Below are 19,227 nucleotides of genomic sequence, written 5' to 3'. Positions count from 1 at the left end.
GCGGCTTCCTCATGCCTTCCGGGTCGCGGCCGCCTCGTGGAGGAGGGCGGTGAAGGTGCGGGCGGCCGGGGTGAGGGAGTGGTCGGACATGCGGACCAGGAGGATGCGGCGGACGGGGGCGGGGGGCTGGAGGGGCAGGGCGGTGACGCCGGGGCGGGTGCCGTCCAGGGCGAGGGTCGGCGCCAGGGCGACGCCGATGCCGGCGGCGACCATGGCCTGGGCTTCCTGGTAGTCGTGGGCCTCGTAGGCGATGTGGGGCTCGAAGCCGGCGGCGCGGCAGCCCCGGACGAGGGCTTCGGCCACCGGATGGCGGTCGGCGCGGGTGATCCAGGGATCGTGAGCGAAGTCGGCGAGCGAGGCGGAGTCGAGGCCGGCGAGGGGATGGCGGTCGGCGACGAGCAGGGCCGGCGGGTCGTCGAGGAGCGGGGTGATGGCGATGTCCTCGCGGTCGATGCGGCTCCAGTCGTAGTCCCACATCAGCGACATCTCGATCTCACGGTTCTCCAGCATCGTCCAGAGCCCGGCGATGCGGGCACTGCGGACGGTCAGCCGTACGTCGGGGTGGGCGCCCCGGAAGGCGATCACGGCCTGCGGGAGGAGCGAGGCGCCGACGGTGGGGAACGTGCCGATGCGCAGGGTGCCCGCGCGCAGGCCGGCGAAGTCGGCGAGTTCGTTCTCCGCGGCCCGCAGTTCACGTTCGATCCGCTGCCCCCGTTCGGCCAGCGCGCGCCCGGCGTCTGTGAGGGTGACGCCCCTGGCGTGGCGTTCGAGGAGGGGCTGCCCCGCCTCCGCCTCCAGGCGGCTGATCTGCTGCGACACCGCTGACGGGGTGTAGCTGAGGGCGCGGGCCGTCGCGGTGACCGAGCCCCGCCGGGCGACCTCCGTGAAGAGCAGGATGCGTCGGACGTCGAGCATGTGACCCCCTCCAGCGTTCACCGCAGCTTAATAGCCATGCAGATTTCCGAGATTGTACTTCACGCTGCCGTCACCCACCGTGGAGGAACCCCGCACGGCGAGACCGTCGGTGGACCCCCCTTTTCCACGTCCGTGAGGAGTCGGTTGTGCTGCGTCTGCTGGGCGAGATGATCCGCGGAGGAACCAGCAAGTGCTGGATCTTCGAGCACGGCGACGTGGCCGCCACGGGCGTGGACGTCGACCCCCTCCTGCTCGCCGCGTTCAACGCCGCCGACCCCCGCCAGATCGACGGAGTGGGCGGCGCCTCGTCCACCACGTCCAAGGCCGCCGTCGTACAGGAGTCGACGCGGCCCGGCGTCGACGTCGAGTACGCCTTCGCGCAGGTCGGCATCGGCGACGAGCGCGTGGAGTGGGCCAGCAACTGCGGCAACTGCGCCAGTGCCGTGGCGCTGTACGCCGTCCATCACGGTCTGGTGCCGATCACGTCGGACACGACCACCGTCCGCATGCTCAACGTCAACACCGGCGCCCGCCTCACCGGCACGATCCCCACGCCCGCCGGCGTGGCCCCGGAGGAGGGCACGGCCGTGGTGCCGGGCACCTCGGCACCGGGCGTGCCGGTGCTGCTCGGGTTCCAGGACCCGGCGGGATCGACGACCGGGCGGGCCCTGCCGACCGGCCGGGCGCTGGACGAGCTGACCGGCCCGGCGGGTCCCGTCGAGGCGTCCCTGGTGGACGCCGGCGCGCCGGCCGCGCTGTTCGAGGCCAAGGCGTTCGGCCTCGACGGCACGGAGTCCGTCACCGCGTTCGCCCCCGCCGTCCCCGCCCTGACCCTGCTGCGCCGCCGGGCGGCGCTGGCCATGGGTCTGGCCCGCGCGGGCGATCCGGTCAGTCACGCGGTGCCCAAGGTGGGCGTCGTGGCCCGCCCCGCCCCCTATCGCACGTCACAAGGCACACTCGTCGACCAGGACGAGTACGACCTGGCCGTCCGCATGGTCTCCATGCACGCCCCGCACCCGGCGATCGGCCTGACCTCCGCCGTGGCCCTGGCCACGGCAGCCGCCACCCCCGGCACCCTCGCCCACCGCGTCGCCCGGCAGACCGCCGACGGCACGCTGCGACTGGGCACCCCCGCCGGCGTGATCACCACCCGCGCCGTGCCCGCGCCCGGGAGCGCGTCCCCCACGGTGCTGCTGCACCGCGCCGCCCGGCGTATCGCCCGAGCCGAACTCCTCGTCCCCGTTCTGGAAGGACGCCCCGCATGAGCCGCAACGAAGCCGCCCCGGGTACCGTCACCGCACCGCCCGGCCGTGTCCGCCGGACGCTGTCCCACCTCTACGTGCAATGTCTGGTCGCCGTTCTCCTCGGCGCCGTCGTGGGCTGGCTGTGGCCGTCCGTCGGCACCGAACTCAAGCCGCTCGGCGACGGGTTCATCGCGCTGGTGAAGATGTTCATCGCGCCGGTCGTCTTCTGCACGGTCGTCCACGGCATCGCCTCCATGGGCGACGCCCGCGCGGTCGGCCGCGTGGGCCTGAAGGCCCTGGTCTACTTCGAGGTGCTGACCACGGTGGCCATGGTGATCGGCCTGGTCGTCGTCAACGTCGTCAAGCCGGGCAGCGGTCTGCACATCGACCTGTCGACCCTGTCGACGAAGGGCCTGCCGCCGGAGGCGACCGCGACGCACGAGGGCTTCGCCGGGTTCCTCCTCGGCATCGTCCCCGACACCCTGGTCAGCGCCCTGACCGGCAACGAGATCCTGCCGGTGCTGCTGGTGTCGGTGCTGTTCGGCTTCGGCCTGCACGCGAGCGGGGAAGCCGGGCTGGGCATCGCCGGGGGCGTCGAGAAGTTCTCCACGGTCCTGTTCACCCTGATCCGCTGGGTCATGCGGCTGGCCCCCGTCGGCGCGTTCGGCTCGATGGCGTTCACCATCGGCAACTACGGCCTGGGCACCCTGCGCCATCTGGCCCTGCTGGTGGGCTCGTTCTGGCTCACCGCGCTCTTCTTCGTCCTGGTCGTCCTCGGGACGGTGATGCGCCTGAACGGGCTGCGGCTGCTGCCCTTCCTGCGGTACATCAAGGAGGAGCTGCTGATCGTCCTGGGCACCTCCTCCACCGAGCCGGTCCTGCCGCGCATGATGGCCAAGCTCCAGCACGCGGGCGCGTCGAAGCCGGTCGTCGGCATCACGCTGCCCGCCGGGTACTCCTTCAACCTCGACGGCACCGCCATCTACCTGACCATGGGCTCGGTCTTCCTCGCCCAGGCCCTCGGCATCGACCTCGGCCTCACACAGCAGCTGACCATGCTCGCCGTCATGCTGCTCACCTCCAAGGGCGCCGCGGGCGTCACCGGCTCCGGCTTCATCGCCCTGGCCGCCACCCTCAGCGCCGTCCCCCATGTCCCGGTCGCCGCCCTCGCGTTGATCTTCGGCATCGACCGGTTCATGTCCGAGGCCCGCGCCCTGACCAGCCTGGTCGGCAACGGCGTCGCCACCCTGGCCGTCGCCCGCTGGGAGGGCGAGCTCGACGAGGACCGCGCGAAGGCCGTCCTGCGTGGGGAGATCCCCTACGCCCCCGCCCCTTCCGCGGCGACGTCCGAGCCCGGCCCGAAGACGGCGCCCACGCCGGCCCTCGACCCGGTCCCCGCGGCGAGTTGACGTCCCCCCGCGGGCGGGCCGGCCGGGAGCGCACGCTCCGGGCCGGCCCGCCGCACGCAGGAGGCAGGGGTTCACCGCTGCCCGGCCGCCGCACGGCCGACCGGTGCCATCGGTCACCATGACGGCATGGACGTACCCGAACTGCTCGAAGCGGCCGGCCTTCTGGTCCCGGAGGGGGCCGCCACCGCGAACGCGATCACGGTGAGCGACGTCTGGGACTACCTCGCTCACGACGAGTGGGAGATCGCCCTCGGTCTGCTGAAGGAACTCGGGGACGACCGCCCGCAGCCGCCGGCCTTCTGGCGTTCGCTCGCCGAAGCGGCCGAGCAACTCCGGCTGGAGCGGAGTGCGGCCTGGTGCCATTGGCGCTGCTCCGAGACACGTCACGGTGTGGTGCGAGCGGAGCTGACGCTCCGGCCGGCCGGCTCGACGTTCCGCAAGGGGCCCGTCCCCGGCCCCGGCGTCCTGCGGCCCATGTGGGACATCGGATGCCGGCTGCCCACCGGGGAGGCGTCGCTGTGCATCGGCCGTCTCTGGGTGGAGCACACGCCCTTCCTGGAACTCGGCGAGCGGGCCACGGTCCGCATCGTCCCTCTGACGCCCTCGCTGTGGACGGACGTCCACGTCGGCCAGGAGATCACCATGCACGAAGACCGAACGGCGGCCGCCGGCGCCATCGTCCTGGAGGTCCGTCCGCCGGCGGTCGGCGCGCCGGACGGCTGACGGGCGCACCGCCTCCGCGCGTCGAGCGGAGGCGACGGAATACCGCACCGCCGGTCCTGGTTGTCGGCCGCGAAGGAGGTCACGAGTGGACACGACATACGAGGCGGCGTACGACTCCGCGTACTACGCCCACGGGACGCCGGCCGAGCGGTGGGAGCGGGCGCAGTTGTTCTTCGCGGCGAAGGAGTACACCGCCGCAGCGCGCGTCCTCGCGGGGCTCGTCGAGGAGGCGCCGGAGCAGACCGGGCCGCGGCTGCTGCTGGCCCGCGCCTACTACCACTCGGCCCAACTGCGCCGCGCCGAGACCGAGTTGCGGGTCATCGTCGAGCGCGACCCGGTGGAGGGGTACGCGCGGCTGATGCTGGGCCGCACCCTGGAGCGCCAGGGGCGGCACGCGGAAGCGCGACCGCATCTGCGTCTCGCCTCGGCGATGGCGGGCGACTTCCCGGAAGTCTGACATACACGAGGGCGGCCCGGCGGTGACCTCCACCGCCGGGCCGCCACACGTGTGCGGGCTCCTCAGACCGCCGTTCGCCGCCCCCGCCGGTGCGCGATCTCGCCGAGGACGACGTCCACGACGAGGAACGCGGCCAGCGGTATCCCGAGCAGCGGCACGAAGTAGCCGAGCGCGGCGATCACCGCCATCAGCGGGACGAGGACGTACGGCGGGACCTGCGCCCACGCGCCGCGCGGGATCGGCCGACCGAAGGAGTTGCCGCGGCCGCGCTGCCACCACATGCGGTAGCCCCAGAAGATGAGCAGGATCAGCGCCAGTGCGAGCAGCATCAGGGCGATCTGGTTGACCAGGCCGAACAGCACCCCGGTGTGCAGGTCGATGCCCCAGCGCGTCAGCTTGGCGAGGACCGGATGGTCGTCGAACCGCAGCACGTCGGTGACCTCGCCGGTGGACGGGTCGATCGCGACAGCGTCCTGCTTCGTGGGCCAGCTGCGCTGCACCTGCTTGACGACGTACGCCGACCCGGCGTCCGCGGGCGGCACGATCTCCACCGGGTCGCCCAGGCCCTCGGCGCGGGCGGCGGCCAGGACCTTGTCGAGGCCGACGCCGTGCTCGCCGTTCCCGCCGTCTCCGCCGGCGGCGTCGTGGCCGGCGTGGTCGCCGCCGCTCGCCGTCGCCGAGATGGACGGGGTGGCGCCGCCGAGCGAGGAGCGCAGGTCGTCGATGCTCGTGCCCGCGTACTGCGACCAGGTCAGACCGGTGGCCGACAGGAAGAGGAAGCCGGCCGCGGTCCACACGCCGACCGTGCCGTGCAGGCCAAGGGTGCGGCGACGGCCGCTCGTGCCGCGGACCTTGCGCAGGGCGCGGCGGCGGGAGAACCACAGCACGAGGCCGCCGCCCGCGATCACCCACAGCCAGCTGGCGGCGAACTCGCTGTAGAGGCGGCCGTTCTCACCGAGGTGCAGGTCGCGATGGAACTCGTCGATCCAGGTGCGCAGCGGCAGCGCACCGGTCGAGCCGTACTGTTCGAGGCCGCCGCGCACCTCGGCGGTGTAGGGGTCGACGAACACGGCGAAGGTGTGGGGGGCGGCGACGCCCTCGACGCCGGAGAGCATGACGCGGGTGGTGGCGTCGTCCTCCGGGGAGGGCCGCACCGCCGTGACCGTGCCCTCGGGGTACGCCTTGCGGGCGGCGGCCACCTGCTCGGAGATCGGCCGCTCGGTCCCACCGGCAGCCGGCACGGTCAACTCGTGGGCGTAGACGAACTTCTCGGCCTGGAACGCGCCCGCGTACAGGAAGCCGGTGACGGCGGCGACGAGCAGAAAGGGGGCGACGAACACACCGGCGTAGAAGTGCAGTCGGAGCACCAGGGGGCGCAACGGGGCCCACGGTCCACGGGACTTGGCTGTGGATGTGGGCGCCGAGGACTGCGGGGCCTCGTCCGTGGTGTGCGGGGGTGCGGTGGACATCGGCGGGTTTCTCCGGGGGTCGAGTAGAACTTCGAGGGCACGGTCGGCGAGGCGATCGGCAGGTACGCCGTCGGCCGTGACGTAACCAGTGGTCGGGCCGGGGCCGTGCAGAGTTCCCGCAAGTCGAAGTGATCTGCGTCACATGGGAGTCGAGCCGTGGCATGCTGGTGTGATGGCCTCTCCCAGTCCCCGCGCCCCCCTTGCCGAGCGGGTCGAGGAACTCCTCGCCCACGGAGGCCCGTTGCCCATCGTCGCGGCCGGCGACCCGGTCCTGCGCGCCGGCGCCGAGCGCTACGACGGCCAGTTGGGCCCCGCGTTGCTGGCCCGCTTCGTGGAGGCGCTGCGCATCACCATGCACGCGGCGCCCGGGGTGGGTCTGGCCGCGCCGCAGGTGGGGGTGGGGCTGCGGATCGCGGTGATCGAGGATCCGGCGCCGGTGCCCGAGGCGGTGCGGGCGGCCCGGGGCCGGGTGCCGCAGCCGTTCCGGGTGCTGGTCAATCCGTCGTACGAGCCGGTCGGGAGCGTTCGCGCCGCGTTCTTCGAGGGCTGTCTGAGCGTGCCGGGCTGGCAGGCGGTGGTGGCCCGGCCCGCCGAGGTGCGGCTGACGGGCGCGGACGAGACCGGCCGGCCCCTGGACGAGGTGTTCGGCGGGTGGCCCGCCCGTATCGTCCAGCACGAGACGGACCACCTCGACGGCGTGCTCTACCTCGACCGGGCCGAGCCGCGCTCGCTCGCCGCCAACCAGGCGGTGCTGGAGCGCTGGGCGCAGCCCACGCCGGAGAAGGCGGCGCGGGAGCTGGGCTTCGACCTGCCCTGAAGCCCCGTCCACTGAAGACCTGCCCTGAGACCCCGTCAGGGGAGCTCAGGCGTCCCGGAAGGCCTCCAGCAGGCGCAGCCACACCTCGCTGATCGTCGGGTAGGACGGGACGGCGTGCCACAGCCGGGAGAGGGGGACCTCTCCGGCGACCGCGACCGTGGCCGAGTGGATCAGTTCGCCGACGCCGGGCCCGACGAAGGTCACCCCGCGCAGGATCTCCCGTTCCAGGTCGACGACCATGCGGGCGCGGCCTTTGTAGCCGTCGGCGTACAGGCCCGCCCCGGCCACGGAGGAGAACTCGACGTCGACGGCGCGGACGCGGTGGCCCGCCTGTTCGGCCTCGGCGAGCGAGAGGCCCACCGCGGCGGCCTCGGGGTCGGTGAAGACGACCTGCGGTACGGCGTGGTGGTCGGCGGTGGCGGTGTGCGGTCCCCACGGTTCGCCGTCCTGGCCGGATCCGGGGGCGGGCGCTCCGCCGGCGCGGGCCGCGATGGCGGCGCCGGCGATCCGGGCCTGGTACTTGCCCTGGTGGGTGAGGAGGGCGCGGTGGTTGACGTCGCCGACGGCGTAGAGCCAATCGGTGCCGGTGACGCGCAGGCTGTCGTCGACGGACAGCCAGGAGCCGGGTTCCAGGCCGACCGTGTCGAGGCCGAGGTCGTCGGTGCGCGGGGCGCGGCCGGTCGCGAAGAGGATCTCCTCGGCCTCGAAGCGGTCTCCCTGGTCGGTGACGGCGACGACGACGCCGTCCTGCCGGGTGACCGACTCCACCGAGGTGCCCGTGCGCAGGTCGACGCCGGCTTCGGTGAGCGCCTCGGCGACCAGCTCGCCCGCGAAGGGCTCCATGCGGGGCAGCAGGCCCTTGCCGCGGACCAGGACGGTGACCTCGGAGCCGAGGGCGCGCCAGGCGGTGGCCATCTCGACGGCGACGACGGAGCCGCCGACGACGATCAGGCGGGCGGGCGCGGTCTTGGCGCTGGTGGCCTCCCTGCTGGTCCAGGGCCGGACGTCCGCGAGACCGGGCAGTGGGGGCAGCTGGGCGCGTGTGCCGGTGCACACCGCGACGGCGTGCCGGGCGGTCAGGGTCCGCTCACCGCCGTCGGGCGCGGTGACCGTGACCGTGCGTTCTCCGGAGAGGCGGCCGTGTCCGCGGTGGAGGTCGGCGCCGATGCCGTCCAGCCAGGCGACCTGGCCGTCGTCGTTCCAGCCGGAGGTCTTGTGGTCGCGGTGGGCGAGGACCGCCGCGGTGTCGAGGGGGCCGTGCACCAGGTGGGCCAGGCCGGGCACGCGGCGGGCGTCGGCGCGGGCGATGACCGGTCGCAGCAGGGCCTTGCTGGGCATACAGGCCCAGTACGAGCACTCGCCGCCGACGAGTTCGCTCTCGACGACCGCGGTGGTGAGGCCGGCCGCGCGGGTGCGGTCGGCGACGTTCTCCCCCACGGGCCCGGCCCCGAGCACAACCACGTCGTACAGGTTGGTTTCCGTTTCCGTCATGGGGTCAGTCTGGTGGGTGGTGTGCGAGGTGGCCACACGGGTAGGGGCGCGGAATATCCGACCGGCCGGCCGCGTTGTGCGGGCGGCTTCACCCCATGTCAGGACGCACCCTGGCAGAAGACACCGGGAAGAGGTAACACGCCATGAGCAGCACCGTGGAGCTCACCAAGGAGAACTTCGACCAGACGGTCCTGGAGAACGACTTCGTCCTGATCGACTTCTGGGCGACCTGGTGCGGGCCGTGCCGTCAGTTCGCGCCGGTCTACGAGCAGGCCGCCGAGGACAATCCGGACCTGGTGTTCGGCAAGGTGGACACCGAGGCGCAGCCGGAGCTGGCAGCGGCGTTCGGCATCCAGTCGATCCCGACGCTGATGATCGTCCGGGACCGGGTCGCGGTGTTCGCGCAGCCGGGCGCGCTGCCCGAGGCCGCCCTCACGGACGTCATCGGGCAGGCCCGTGAGCTGGACATGGACGAGGTCCGCAAGTCGATCGAGGAGCAGCAGGCCGCTCCCGAAGGTCAGTGACTTCGGGACGGCCGCCCCTCGCGAAGGGTGCGGCGGCCGCCCCGCGCCCGCGCCGCCTACTGGCGCGTCGTCTCTAGAAGGGGTACGGCGCCACGTCGCCGCGTACCGTCGTCCAGCGCACGTCGGTGAAGGCCTCCAGGTTGGCCTCGCCGCCGAAGCGGGCGCCGGTGCCGGAGGCGGCGATCCCGCCGAAGGGCGCGACGGCCTCGTCGTTCACGGTCTGGTCGTTGATGTGGACGATGCCGGTGGGTATGCGCTCGGCGAGGTCGAGTCCGCGGGCGGCGTCCCTGGTGACGATGCCGAGGGAGAGTCCGTAGGAACTGGCCGCGGCCAGGGTGGCGGCCTCGTCGGGGGTGCTGAAGGCGCGCACCGGGGCGACGGGGCCGAAGACCTCCTCCGCATAGGCGGGGGTGTGGTCGCCGACGCCGGCGAGGACGGTCGGGCGGTAGAAGCGTTCTTCGTGCGTGCCGCCTGCGGCGAGCTTGGCGCCGGCGGCGGTGCTGGCCTCCACCAGGCCGTGGACCTTGGCGAGTTGGCCGTCGTCGATGAGCGGACCGAGGTGGACGTGCGCGCGGTGCGGGTCGCCGACGGCGAGCGACTCCGCCTTCGCGGCGAGCCGTTCGACGTACTCCTCGTAGAGCGAGGCGTGCACGAGGTGGCGGCCGGTGGTCATGCAGATCTGGCCCTGGTGGAAGAAGGAGCCCCAGGCGGCGGTGGAGATCACCGCGTCGAGGTCGGCGTCCTCCAGCACGACCAGGGCGGAGTTGCCGCCGAGTTCGAGGTGGGCGCGCTTGAGGTGGCGGCCGGCGGCCTCGCCGACCACGCGGCCGGCCGCGGTGGAGCCGGTGAAGGAGATCACCGGGACGAGCGGGTCGGCGACCAGGGCCGCGCCGGCCTCCGCGCCGCCGGGCAGGACGTGCAGCAGCCCTTCGGGCAGTCCCGCCTCGGCGAAGACGGCGGCCAGGGAGAGGCCGCCGCAGACGGCGGTACGCGGGTCGGGCTTGAGCACGACGGCGTTGCCGAGCGCGAGGGCGGGCGCGACGGAGCGGATGGACAGGATCAGCGGCGCGTTGAACGGGGATATCACGCCGACGACGCCGACCGGGACCCGCCGGGTGTACGACAGCCGGGGCGCCTCGCTGGGCAGCACCTGGCCGGCCGGGCGGGAGGCGAGGGCGGCGGCCTCGTAGCACTCCTGGGCGGCGACGTGGAGCTCGAAGTCGGCCTTGCCGGGGACGGATCCGGACTCGCGCACGATCCACTCGCGCAGTTCCCCGGCGTGCGCCGTGAACAGGTCGCCTGCCTTGCGCAGCACGCCGGCGCGGACGAAGTGCGGCAGACGGGCCCACTCGGCCTGGGCGGCGCGCGCGGCCTCGGTGGCCGGGGCGACGTCCGCGGCGTCGGCCAGGACGACCGTGCCGAGGGCGTCGCCGGTGGCGGGCTCGGTGACGGTGTGCCGAGGGCCGGACAGCGAGCGGGGCTGCCAGGACGTGGGGTCGAGCAACGGCATGAGGGCTCTCCGATCAGTGACCCGCGGGACTCACTCGGGGAGCTGAAGTCCCGTGTCGTTCGCCGCCGGTTCGGCGGCCGCATGGCGGGATGAGGTGATCCGGCGCAGCCGTGCGAGCTGCATCCGGTGGTCGAACGCATCCCTAATTGGTTGAGCGCGCAACATCCTAGTCATGCGCGGGAGAAGCGCGTTGCCTGCCGTACGCGTTCCGGACAGGGGCGTGGTCGCGTCGACGGCCGTTTCCGCGACCGAAGTCGAACCCCGCACCTGCGGGTTGTCCGTGGATCAGGTGGAGTCGCGGTGCACCACCGTGGCCTCGAACAGTTCGTGCGACTCGGGCGCCACACCGGGGTTGCGGACGGCCCGGTCGACCAGCTCGGCGAGATCGCCTCCGGAGGGCAGCGCGATCCGGACGGTGCTGAGCCGGGGGCGCAGCAGCCGGCCGAGCATCAGGTCGTCGGCGCCGATGACCGCCGTGTCCTCGGGGACGCGTACGCCCTCGTCCTGAAGGGCGCGCATCAGCAGCATGGCGTACTCGTCGTTGTAGGCGTACACCCCGTCGATCCCGAGGGCGGACCAGCGGGCGGCGAGCGCCGCCGCGGACTCCTCGGTGTACGCGAGGGGCAGCTCGACCACGGTGGCGTCGGTGCCGTCGAGCGCCTCGCGGGCGCCGCGGAGGCGGGGCCGGGAGAACATCTCCAGGCGGCGTTCCCGGGGGACGACCACGCCGATGCGGCGTCGGCCGCGGGCGTAGAGGTGCCGGGCGGCGCTGCGGCCGACGCCCGCGTGGTCCAGCAGCAGCGCGTGGGCGCCGTCGACGGCCTCGGAGCCGACGGTGACGACGGCCCGGGCGCCGGAGCGCTTGAGCACGGCCACGCCCTCGGGACCGAGCCCGGGGCCCGGCACCAGGACGGCGACCGGCCGCAGCTCGGCCCAGGCGCGGGCGGCGTCGTCGCCGCGCAGCCCGCCGGCGCCGTACTGCACGACGATGTAGTCCAGGCGGCTCAGCGCGCCCTGGAAGTCGTGCACGAACTGGCTGTAGAGGGGGCCCGCCGGTACGGGCGGGGCGGGCATGAGGACCATGCGGCTGTGCCCCGCGCGCAGACTGCGGGCGGCCGCGTGCGGCACGTACCCGAGGTCCTTGGCGGCCTGGTGGACGCGGCGGCGGGTGGGTTCGCTGATCCGTACGGCGCTGGTGTTGTTCAGCACGTAGGAGACGGTCGCGCGGGAGACGCCGGCCAGACGGGCCACGTCGGCGCTCGTGGGTACGGAGCCCGGCGCCGGCGATCCCGGCACGGGCGTGTTCGGTAATTGCACCATGACGAGCGCATTTTGACAGAAGCGGTCACTCCGCGACCCGGCGGGTCCGCATGGGTCCCGCCGGACTCCCCACGGAGGGAAGGCATCTGACGTACGGTCAGCTTCCGGTGACCCGGTCGACCAGGTCGCTCCAGCCGGCCTCCAGCCGCTCCTGCGACATCGCGCACTGGCGGGTCAGGTGGTGGATCAGGACCGGGTTGAGGTAGCCCAGCAGCGTGTGGGCGAGGAGTTCGGCGTCGGCGCCCGGGACGGCCTGCCTGAGCAGCAGCACGACATGTCCGTGGTGCAGACGGCGCACCCCCACCGAGTACCTGCGCTCCGCGCCCGGCTCGGCGGCCAGCTGGAGGTCCAGCTCGTCGGCGGCGCGCCGCAGCATGGCCACGCCGAACGCGCGCAGCCGCTCCACGGGCGGCGCGCCGGGGCCCAGCGGCGGGGGGCCGGCGAGGAAGGCGGCCTGGAACTTCCTCTCGGAGTGGTCCAGGAGCGCCGTCAGGAGTCCGGTCCGGTCGCCGAATCGCCGGAAGACGGTTCCCTTGCCGACGTTCGCCGCGGCGGCCACGGCCTCCATGGTCACCGCGGCGGCGCCGTGCTCGGCGATGAGGCGGGCGGCCGCATCCAGCAGCCGGGCCCGGTTGCGGGCCGCGTCGGCGCGCAGACAGGGCTCGTCCTCGGCCGGTCCGAGCTGCAGCAGCTCGGGCTCGCCGGTGATCTCCTCGGGACTCGGGAAGGGGGTGAGAGCGGCGGACATGAACTCAGCGTAAAGCACCGGGGATGAAACTGGACCACGGTCCGGTTAGGGTGGTACAACGATAAACGGACCCCGGTCCGGATCGTTACGGCAATGTTTCAGCCTCTGGGAGAGTCAGTCATGTCTGTTCGTATCCTCGCGCTCGTCGGCAGCCTCCGCGCCGGTTCGACCAACCGCCAGCTCGCCGAGGCGGCCGCCAAGCTCGCCCCCGAGGGCGCCGAGGTCGAGCTCTACGAGGGCCTGGCCGAGATCCCCTTCTACAACGAGGACATCGACGTCGAGGGCAGTGTCCCCGCCGCGGCCGCGAAGCTGCGTGAGGCCGCCCAGGCCGCCGACGCCTTCCTGCTCTTCTCGCCGGAGTACAACGGCACCATCCCGGCCGTCCTGAAGAACGCGATCGACTGGCTGTCCCGCCCCTACGGCGCCGGCGCCTTCGCCGGCAAGCCCGCCGCCGTGGTCGGCACCGCCTTCGGCCAGTTCGGCGGCGTCTGGGCGCAGGACGAGGCCCGCAAGGCCGTGGGCATCGCCGGCGCCCGGGTCATCGAGGACCTCAAGCTCTCCATCCCCGGCTCGCTGACCCGCTTCGCGCAGACCCACCCTGCGGACGACGCCGAGGTCGCCGCGCAGCTGACCGAGGTCGTCGCCCGTCTGCACGGTCACGCGGGCGAGGTCGCGGCCGCCTGAACGGCGTGAGGCGCGGCACAGCCGTGGAGGGGCCCGGGAACGTCTCCGGGCCCTTTCCCGTTTCCGGTGACGGGGAACGCCTCCAGGCCGTATCCGGTGGCGCCGCTGCGGCGGCCCGCGCGGTCACCCGCCGGAAGGCGGGCAGCTCCCGCCGGACGGCGGCGGCGCGGCGGGCGGCCCCGGGCGAATGACGGGTCGCGGAGAGCCACCGGCGGCACCGGCCGTCGGGGCCGTGAGCCGCGTGAACCGACGCGTGCGTCCATGAGGCGGCGCGTGTCCGTGCGACGCGGCGCGTGTCGTGTGGAAGCCATGACGTCCATCCCGCCGCCGTTCGACGCCGGGCGGGTCGCCGGCGCTCCGGCTGGAGCGGACCGGGGCGGCGCCCGGAGTCGTCGACACCGTGATCCTGGAGCGGGCCGCCGGCGCGATCCGGCTCGTCCTGGACCATACTCGCGGCCGGGCTCCGCTGGACGACCCGGCGCTGGTCGAGACGCTCCTGGACGCGACGGCGTCCGACGCCGCCCGGCTGCGCGCGGCCCGTGCGCTCGGTCTCGACCCCGTCGCGCCGGCCCGTGCGCCGGCCACGCCCGACGGGCGGCCCCGCGTGCTGCCCGCCACGGCCGGTGGGCCGGTGGCGTCCACGGGGCGCGCGGGTGCCGGCCCGGCCGTCGCCGTGCTCGACCTGCCCCGCTCGTGACGGCCGCCCGCACCGCACTGCTGCGCTTCACCGCGGAGGGCACACCGCAGGATCCCGGCCCACGGGTGGCGTACGCCGATGAGCTGGGCGGGCTCGCCCCGCGAGCCGACCTCGCGGCGCCCGGCGCCGAGACCCCGCCCGATGTGAAGGCGTTGGAGGCGGGAGCGCCAGGCGCGGACAGCCGCGGGCCGGTTCCTCCCGGCCGCTCACCCGGAACGGGGCGGGGTCCCGGCCGCGTCGACACCGCGTGGGACGTTCCGCCTCCCACCGGCAGACGTTACCGTTCGGTAGACAACGCGCTCCCGGAGGTGTCCCGCAATGACGCTCGACCGTTCCGCAGGTCTGGTGGAGACCGCCCGCGCGCTGGCCGCGGGAGAGCTGTCGTCCGGCACGCTGGTCGAGCGGGCGCTCGCCAGGATCGAGGCCACCCAGGACACCCTGAACGCGTTCCGGATCGTCCGCACCAAGGCCGCGCTCGCCGAAGCCGAGGCGGCCGACCGGGAGTTGGCCGACGGAGTGCGCAAACCGCTGCTCGGGGTGCCGGTCGCGGTGAAGGACGACATGGACGTGGCGGGCGAGCCGACCGCCTTCGGCTGCCGGGGCGAGCACCCGGCGGTCGCCGAGGACGGAGAGGCGGTACGGCGGCTACGCGCGGCCGGCGCGGTCATCGTCGGCAAGACCAACACCTGTGAGCTCGGGCAGTGGCCGTTCACCGAGGGCCCGGCCTTCGGCGCGACCCGCAACCCGTGGAGCACCGGGCACACCCCGGGCGGCTCCTCCGGCGGTTCGGCGGCGGCCGTGGCGGCGGGACTGGTACCGGCCGCGCTCGGCTCGGACGGGGCGGGCTCGGTCCGCATCCCGGCCTCCTGGACCCATCTCGTCGGCGTCAAACCGCAGCGCGGGCGCATCTCCACCTGGCCGCGCGGCGAGTCGTTCCAGGGCATCACCGTCAACGGCACCCTGGCCCGGACCGTGGCCGACGCGGCCCTCCTCCTGGACGCGGCAAGCGGCAACCACGAGCGCGACCCGCACCGGCCGCCCGCCGTCGAGGCCTTCGCCGCGGTGGGCCGCGACCCCGGCCGGCTGCGCGTCGCGCTCGCGCTGAAGCCGCCGTTCACCGCGGTGCCGGCCCGGCTGCTCCCCGAGGTCCGCGCCCGCGTCGTCGAACTGGCCGAGAAACTGGCGGGGTTGGGTCACGTCGTCGAGGAGGCCGACCCGCCGTACGGGCAGATCGGGCTGGCCTTCGTGCCGCGGGCGACCGCGGGGATCGCCGAGTTCGTCACCGAGTCGCCCTTCCCCGCCCTGCTCGACCGGCGCACCCATGGCGCCGCCCGGCTGGGCCGGCTCCTCGGCGGCGCACCGCTGCGGGCGGCGCGGCGCGCGGAGGCGGTCCTGCACCGCCGTATCGGCGGCTTCTTCGACGGGTACGACGTCGTCCTCGCGCCGACCACCGCCGCGCCGCCGCCGCGGATCGGGGCCATGGCGCGACTGAGCGGGTTCGCCACCGACCGCGCGATGATCGCCGCGTGCCCGTACGCCTGGCCGTGGAACGTGCTGGGCTGGCCGGGCGTGAACGTGCCGGCGGGCTTCACGCCCGGCGGGCTGCCGGTCGGGGCGCAACTCCTCGGCCCGGCGAACAGCGAGCCGCTGCTGCTGTCGCTCGCCGCGCAGTTGGAGGCGGAGCTGCGCTGGCACGAGCTGTGGCCGCCGCGTCCGGAGCCGGAACCGGCCGTGGACGTCACGGCCGGATGACCACGTTCCGCCCGTACGCTGGCCGTATGGACGATGCGTCGATGGTCGGGCTGATGGGGCGGGTCACCGGGACGGTCGGGCCGGGCCTGGTGGGCGAGGTGATCGTCCGGGTGCGCGGCGGCGCCGAGCACTTCCTCGCCCATCCGGCGAACGGCGCCGGCCGCATCGCGCCGGGCACGGTGGTGATGGTCGTGGAGTATCTGCCGCCGAGGACCGTCTACGTGACGCAGGCGTACGACGGCTGAGCCGCGCGCGGCGTGTTCGGGCAAGGCGGTCGTCAAGACTGCGACAAGGATCCGTCAGCGGCTTCATAACGGGCCCGCGCAGGCGCACACTCCCTTCGTTCGGCGCTGACAGGGCGCCATTCGAAGGGGGCGTATGCCGATGTTCATCGGCGTCGTGGCAGGGGCGGCGGTCGTCGCCGTCCTCGTGCTGATCGGTCTGTTCAAGATGATGTGGCGGGTCGCGGAGCCCAACGAGGCACTCGTCATCTCCGGTTCCACCCACCGTACGGAGGGGCTGGAGGCGGGGATGGGCTTCCGGATCGTCACCGGCCGGGGCACGCTGGTGCTGCCCGGCGTGCAGGTGGTGCGCAAGCTGTCGCTGGACCTCAACGAGACGGAACTGCACGTGGACTGCGTGACGCACCAGGGCATCCCGCTCAAGGTGCGGGGCGTGGTCATCTTCAAGGTGGGCGACGACTTCGTGTCCATCGCCAACGCGGCGCGGCGGTTCCTGGACCAGCAGAAGCTGATGTCGGAGCGGGTGCACAACGTGTTCGCCGGTCATCTGCGGTCCATCGTGGGCGGGTTGACGGTCGAGGACATGATCCGCGACCGGGAGAAGCTCACCGGGCAGACGCGGGCCGCGTGCGGCACCGAGATGGAGAAGCTGGGTCTGATCGTGGACTCGCTGCAGATCCACGAGATCGAGGACCCGACCGGGTACATCCAGAACCTGGCGATGCCGCACGCGGCGGCCGTGCAGCGGGACGCGCGCATCGCGCAGGCGGAGGCCAACCGGCTGGCCACGGAGGCGGAGCAGCAGGCGTCGGCGCGGATGGCGGAGGCCACCCGGGACAGCGAGATCCTCCAGGCCGGCTACCAGGCCGAGCGGGACAAGGCGGCCGCGGCGGCACGGCAGGCGGGCCCGCTGGCCGAGGCGGGCGCCCGTCAGGAGGTCGTCGTCCAGGAGACCCGGGTCGCCGAGCTGGAGGCGCACCGGCGCGAGCAGCAGCTCCAGGCGGACGTCCGCAAGCCCGCGGACGCGAAGGCGTACGAGAAGCGGACGCTGGCCGAGGCCGAGCGCGACGCCCGGATCTCGGCGGCGCAGGCCAAGGCGAGGGAGACGGAGCTGGCGGCCGCGGCGGAGGCGACGCGGGTCAAGGCTGCCGCGGGCGCCGAGGCCGAGGCGACGAAGTCGCGGGGCGCGGCGACGGCGGCGGCGACCCGGGCCACCGGTGAGGCCGAGGCGGCCGCCGCCCAGGCCAAGGGTCTCGCGCAGGCGGAGGCGGCCCGGGCGAAGGGCCTCGCGGAGGCGGAGGCGATCAAGGCGCGCGCCGCGGCCCTCGCGGAGAACCAGGAGGCCGTCGTCGCCCAGCAACTCGCCGAGAACTGGCCGGAGATCGTGCGCGCGGGCGCGTCCGCATTCGGCAGCGTGGACAACATGGTGCTGCTGAACGGGGCTGACGGCATGGCCGAGTTGTTCGCCAAGGCGCTCACGATGGGCGGGACGGGGCTGGGGCTGGCGCGTCAGCTGCTGGCGTCCATGAACCAGCCCGGGACGGCCGCGCAGACGGCCTCCCTCAACGGCGTCCCCGCGCCTGCGGCCCCGCCGTCCGGGCAGAAGGTGCCGGTGGACGGAGTGTGACGCGTCGCGCCACGGGGGCCGCCCACCGCCCGGCACGGGGCACACCCTAGGGTGCCCCCGTGAGCGCCTTCACCGATGAACACGTCCCCGGCCGTTCCGGCCCCTCCGCCACCACGGAGGCCGATCCCCGTGAGGTCGGCCGGGTGCGCACCGAGTACTCCCCCGCGCACGACGGCGACCCCGATCCGGGCGAGATCGTCTGGACGTGGGTGCCCTACGAGGAGAACGACGGGCGGGGCAAGGACCGTCCGGTGCTCGTGGTCGCCCGCGAGGCGGCCGGGACGTTCCTCGCCGTGCAGTTGTCGAGCAGGCGCCACGACGGGGACCGGGAGTGGGTGCCGATCGGGAGCGGGCCGTGGGACCGGTCCGGGCGCGAGTCGTGGGTGGACGTCGAGCGGGTGCTGCGCCTGCACGAGGGCGGCATGCGCCGCGAGGCCTGCGCCCTGGACCGCATGCGGTTCGGCCTGGTCCGCCGCCGCCTCCACGAACGCTACGGCTGGACCTGAAACGCCTGCTCGAAGGCGCTCAGCGCCCGCTGTCCCGGCGTGCGGTCCAGCACGGCGAACACGACCTGGCCGAAGGCCCGCTCGAACCGGCCGCCGGGGCCCAGCAGCGCCCGGAACGCGGCGGCCACCTGCGTGGGGTCGTTGCGGAACACCCCGCAGCCCCAGGCGCCGAGGACGAGCCGGTCGTAGCCGTACGCCACGGCCGTCTCCAGCACCCGCTCGGCCCGCACGGCCAGCGCCCTCGGCAGTTCCCCGGCCCGCTCCGGTTCCGTGCGCAGCACCACCCCGGCGTTCGGCGCGGCGGCGGCGAGGAAGCCCACGGTGCGGGGCTCGTCGAGGAGCCGGCCCCGGTCGTCGCGGAAGACGGGCACCGCCGGCGCGTGAATCACCCGGTCGGAGTAGAACGGGTCCCGGTGTGCCCGATGGTGGTCGTGGAACCCGCGGGCCTGGAGCAGGCACGTGTGGAGCGCCGAGGCCCGGCACAGGGCCTCCTCCTGCGCCTGGGCGCCGTTGAGGTAGCCGCCGCCGGGATTGCGGGCCGAGGCGAAGTCGAGCACGGCGACGGACGCGCCCGGGCCGTCCGCCTGGTCCGCCCCGTCCGTCAGACGGCGGGCGGCCTGCAGGCTGCTCTCGCCGGTGACCTCGATGTGCGGCCGCCGGGCTCCGGCGGCAAGCAGGGCGGAGGCGGGGAGCGGGACCGCGCCCGGGCCGGTCATCCGGGTCCCGGCCCGGGCGGCCTCTACGGCCGCCGCGAGCGGCACCTCGCGTCCGTCGGACGCGCGGTAGGAGCCCGCCGCGACGATCTCCTCCGTCTCGCGCGCGATGCCGCGCAGCCGCGCGCTCATGGCGTCACCCCCGTGGACGCCACAGCCGCGGGCCGCGCGGCAGCGCGCGTCTTCCCCGTCATGCTCACGCACGCATCGTCAGCGATGCTTGACGGGCGGTGCAACCGGGTTTTCCGGGCAGATGAACTCCTCGACGACAACCGCGCGAACGCCCCGACAACAACACGGAAGCAGAGATTCCCGGTCACCGATGCCCCGATTTGCACCCTTGTGCGAATGAGCCCAAGGGTCTTGGGTGGGACGAGTG

At 74.0% G+C, this 19,227-nt stretch carries 18 protein-coding genes and 2 pseudogenes; 12 read left to right on the top strand and 8 right to left on the bottom strand.

The window, feature by feature from the left end; all coding sequences use genetic code 11:
* Positions 1 to 9 precede the first annotated feature (9 nt).
* Positions 10 to 915, bottom strand: a complete 906-nt coding sequence (locus tag ACIOC0_RS32305; RefSeq protein WP_402159283.1) for a LysR family transcriptional regulator — start codon at positions 913 to 915, stop codon at positions 10 to 12.
* A gap of 146 nt (positions 916 to 1,061) precedes the next feature.
* Here ACIOC0_RS32305 and ACIOC0_RS32300 point away from each other — a divergent pair, with 146 nt between their 5' ends.
* The 4 genes from ACIOC0_RS32300 to ACIOC0_RS32285 all read left to right on the top strand — a co-directional run bounded on the left by ACIOC0_RS32300 (position 1,062) and on the right by ACIOC0_RS32285 (position 4,748).
* Entirely contained in the window at positions 1,062 to 2,180 is a 1,119-nt protein-coding gene (locus ACIOC0_RS32300; protein WP_402159282.1) for a PrpF domain-containing protein, read from the top strand.
* A complete protein-coding gene (dctA, locus tag ACIOC0_RS32295) occupies positions 2,177 to 3,568 on the top strand; it encodes a C4-dicarboxylate transporter DctA (protein WP_402159281.1) in 1,392 nt (463 codons plus the stop codon). The genes ACIOC0_RS32300 and dctA overlap by 4 nt, the downstream gene beginning before the upstream one ends.
* Before the next feature lie 126 nt (positions 3,569 to 3,694).
* Positions 3,695 to 4,291: a hypothetical protein gene (locus ACIOC0_RS32290; RefSeq protein WP_402159280.1), complete on the top strand. Its 597-nt coding sequence runs from the start codon at positions 3,695 to 3,697 to the stop codon at positions 4,289 to 4,291.
* An 85-nt stretch (positions 4,292 to 4,376) separates the two neighbouring features.
* Complete coding sequence (locus ACIOC0_RS32285) at positions 4,377 to 4,748, top strand: tetratricopeptide repeat protein (RefSeq protein ID WP_351098429.1); 372 nt, start codon at positions 4,377 to 4,379, stop codon at positions 4,746 to 4,748.
* Between the two features lie 62 nt (positions 4,749 to 4,810).
* Here ACIOC0_RS32285 and ACIOC0_RS32280 read toward each other — a convergent pair whose 3' ends face one another.
* Positions 4,811 to 6,217: a PepSY-associated TM helix domain-containing protein gene (locus tag ACIOC0_RS32280; RefSeq protein ID WP_402159279.1), complete on the bottom strand. Its 1,407-nt coding sequence runs from the start codon at positions 6,215 to 6,217 to the stop codon at positions 4,811 to 4,813.
* Between the two features lie 172 nt (positions 6,218 to 6,389).
* Here ACIOC0_RS32280 and ACIOC0_RS32275 point away from each other — a divergent pair, with 172 nt between their 5' ends.
* Positions 6,390 to 7,034, top strand: a complete 645-nt coding sequence (locus tag ACIOC0_RS32275) for a peptide deformylase (protein WP_402159278.1) — start codon at positions 6,390 to 6,392, stop codon at positions 7,032 to 7,034.
* 45 nt (positions 7,035 to 7,079) lie between these two features.
* Here ACIOC0_RS32275 and ACIOC0_RS32270 read toward each other — a convergent pair whose 3' ends face one another.
* On the bottom strand, positions 7,080 to 8,525 hold the full coding sequence (locus ACIOC0_RS32270) for a dihydrolipoyl dehydrogenase family protein (protein WP_402159277.1): 1,446 nt from the start codon (positions 8,523 to 8,525) through the stop codon (positions 7,080 to 7,082).
* Positions 8,526 to 8,668: 143 nt separating this feature from the next.
* Between ACIOC0_RS32270 and trxA the strand changes: the two genes are divergently transcribed.
* Positions 8,669 to 9,049, top strand: coding sequence for a thioredoxin (gene trxA / locus ACIOC0_RS32265; protein ID WP_356685148.1), 381 nt, complete (start codon positions 8,669 to 8,671; stop codon positions 9,047 to 9,049).
* Between the two features lie 73 nt (positions 9,050 to 9,122).
* On the opposite strand, the gene ACIOC0_RS32260 is transcribed toward trxA, so the two are convergent.
* The 4 genes and pseudogenes from ACIOC0_RS32260 to ACIOC0_RS32245 all read right to left on the bottom strand — a co-directional run bounded on the left by ACIOC0_RS32260 (position 9,123) and on the right by ACIOC0_RS32245 (position 12,627).
* Positions 9,123 to 10,559: an aldehyde dehydrogenase family protein gene (locus tag ACIOC0_RS32260; RefSeq protein WP_402159276.1), complete on the bottom strand. Its 1,437-nt coding sequence runs from the start codon at positions 10,557 to 10,559 to the stop codon at positions 9,123 to 9,125.
* A 30-nt stretch (positions 10,560 to 10,589) separates the two neighbouring features.
* Positions 10,590 to 10,774: pseudogene (locus tag ACIOC0_RS32255) on the bottom strand (4-hydroxybenzoate 3-monooxygenase); the annotation flags it as partial.
* Positions 10,775 to 10,844: 70 nt separating this feature from the next.
* On the bottom strand, positions 10,845 to 11,879 hold the full coding sequence (locus ACIOC0_RS32250; RefSeq protein ID WP_402159275.1) for a LacI family DNA-binding transcriptional regulator: 1,035 nt from the start codon (positions 11,877 to 11,879) through the stop codon (positions 10,845 to 10,847).
* 97 nt (positions 11,880 to 11,976) lie between these two features.
* A complete protein-coding gene (locus ACIOC0_RS32245; protein WP_402159274.1) occupies positions 11,977 to 12,627 on the bottom strand; it encodes a TetR/AcrR family transcriptional regulator in 651 nt (216 codons plus the stop codon).
* 120 nt (positions 12,628 to 12,747) lie between these two features.
* Between ACIOC0_RS32245 and ACIOC0_RS32240 the strand changes: the two genes are divergently transcribed.
* The 6 genes and pseudogenes from ACIOC0_RS32240 (at position 12,748) to ACIOC0_RS32215 (ending at position 18,135) form a co-directional block, all read left to right on the top strand.
* Positions 12,748 to 13,311 (top strand): NAD(P)H-dependent oxidoreductase, encoded by a 564-nt coding sequence (locus tag ACIOC0_RS32240; RefSeq protein WP_402159273.1) that lies wholly within the window; start codon positions 12,748 to 12,750, stop codon positions 13,309 to 13,311.
* A gap of 334 nt (positions 13,312 to 13,645) precedes the next feature.
* Positions 13,646 to 14,184, top strand: a pseudogene (locus ACIOC0_RS32235) (PucR family transcriptional regulator); the annotation flags it as partial.
* Between the two features lie 142 nt (positions 14,185 to 14,326).
* The gene (locus ACIOC0_RS32230) at positions 14,327 to 15,760 is read left to right on the top strand and encodes an amidase (RefSeq protein WP_402159272.1); all 1,434 of its coding nucleotides are present in this window, start codon (positions 14,327 to 14,329) and stop codon (positions 15,758 to 15,760) included.
* Positions 15,761 to 15,786: 26 nt separating this feature from the next.
* A complete protein-coding gene (locus ACIOC0_RS32225; RefSeq protein WP_352253522.1) occupies positions 15,787 to 16,005 on the top strand; it encodes a hypothetical protein in 219 nt (72 codons plus the stop codon).
* A gap of 133 nt (positions 16,006 to 16,138) precedes the next feature.
* Positions 16,139 to 17,629, top strand: a complete 1,491-nt coding sequence (locus ACIOC0_RS32220) for an SPFH domain-containing protein (RefSeq protein WP_352253520.1) — start codon at positions 16,139 to 16,141, stop codon at positions 17,627 to 17,629.
* A 59-nt stretch (positions 17,630 to 17,688) separates the two neighbouring features.
* Positions 17,689 to 18,135 (top strand): type II toxin-antitoxin system PemK/MazF family toxin, encoded by a 447-nt coding sequence (locus ACIOC0_RS32215; RefSeq protein WP_351098415.1) that lies wholly within the window; start codon positions 17,689 to 17,691, stop codon positions 18,133 to 18,135.
* On the opposite strand, the gene ACIOC0_RS32210 is transcribed toward ACIOC0_RS32215, so the two are convergent.
* On the bottom strand, positions 18,120 to 18,980 hold the full coding sequence (locus ACIOC0_RS32210; RefSeq protein WP_402159271.1) for a TIGR02452 family protein: 861 nt from the start codon (positions 18,978 to 18,980) through the stop codon (positions 18,120 to 18,122). The genes ACIOC0_RS32215 and ACIOC0_RS32210 overlap by 16 nt on opposite strands.
* Positions 18,981 to 19,227 lie beyond the last annotated feature (247 nt).

This window comes from Streptomyces sp. NPDC088254 (assembly GCF_044740925.1).
In the GTDB taxonomy this organism is placed as follows: Bacteria; Actinomycetota; Actinomycetes; order Streptomycetales; family Streptomycetaceae; genus Streptomyces.
The sequence above is the reverse complement of the archived record's forward strand: the minus strand, read 5'-3'. Positions and strand labels throughout refer to the sequence as shown.

What these genes read in the sequence shown, in the direction of transcription:
- ACIOC0_RS32230 (WP_402159272.1), top strand. Translation starts at nt 14,327, where the DNA reads ATGACGCTCGACCGTTCCGCAGGTCTGGTGGAGACCGCCCGCGCGCTG.
- ACIOC0_RS32245 (WP_402159274.1), bottom strand. Translation starts at nt 12,627, where the DNA reads ATGTCCGCCGCTCTCACCCCCTTCCCGAGTCCCGAGGAGATCACCGGC.
- ACIOC0_RS32260 (WP_402159276.1), bottom strand. Translation starts at nt 10,559, where the DNA reads ATGCCGTTGCTCGACCCCACGTCCTGGCAGCCCCGCTCGCTGTCCGGC.
- ACIOC0_RS32250 (WP_402159275.1), bottom strand. Translation starts at nt 11,879, where the DNA reads ATGGTGCAATTACCGAACACGCCCGTGCCGGGATCGCCGGCGCCGGGC.
- ACIOC0_RS32220 (WP_352253520.1), top strand. Translation starts at nt 16,139, where the DNA reads ATGCCGATGTTCATCGGCGTCGTGGCAGGGGCGGCGGTCGTCGCCGTC.
- ACIOC0_RS32305 (WP_402159283.1), bottom strand. Translation starts at nt 915, where the DNA reads ATGCTCGACGTCCGACGCATCCTGCTCTTCACGGAGGTCGCCCGGCGG.
- ACIOC0_RS32280 (WP_402159279.1), bottom strand. Translation starts at nt 6,217, where the DNA reads ATGTCCACCGCACCCCCGCACACCACGGACGAGGCCCCGCAGTCCTCG.
- ACIOC0_RS32270 (WP_402159277.1), bottom strand. Translation starts at nt 8,525, where the DNA reads ATGACGGAAACGGAAACCAACCTGTACGACGTGGTTGTGCTCGGGGCC.
- ACIOC0_RS32240 (WP_402159273.1), top strand. Translation starts at nt 12,748, where the DNA reads ATGTCTGTTCGTATCCTCGCGCTCGTCGGCAGCCTCCGCGCCGGTTCG.
- dctA (WP_402159281.1), top strand. Translation starts at nt 2,177, where the DNA reads ATGAGCCGCAACGAAGCCGCCCCGGGTACCGTCACCGCACCGCCCGGC.
- ACIOC0_RS32290 (WP_402159280.1), top strand. Translation starts at nt 3,695, where the DNA reads ATGGACGTACCCGAACTGCTCGAAGCGGCCGGCCTTCTGGTCCCGGAG.
- trxA (WP_356685148.1), top strand. Translation starts at nt 8,669, where the DNA reads ATGAGCAGCACCGTGGAGCTCACCAAGGAGAACTTCGACCAGACGGTC.
- ACIOC0_RS32275 (WP_402159278.1), top strand. Translation starts at nt 6,390, where the DNA reads ATGGCCTCTCCCAGTCCCCGCGCCCCCCTTGCCGAGCGGGTCGAGGAA.
- ACIOC0_RS32210 (WP_402159271.1), bottom strand. Translation starts at nt 18,980, where the DNA reads ATGAGCGCGCGGCTGCGCGGCATCGCGCGCGAGACGGAGGAGATCGTC.
- ACIOC0_RS32225 (WP_352253522.1), top strand. Translation starts at nt 15,787, where the DNA reads ATGGACGATGCGTCGATGGTCGGGCTGATGGGGCGGGTCACCGGGACG.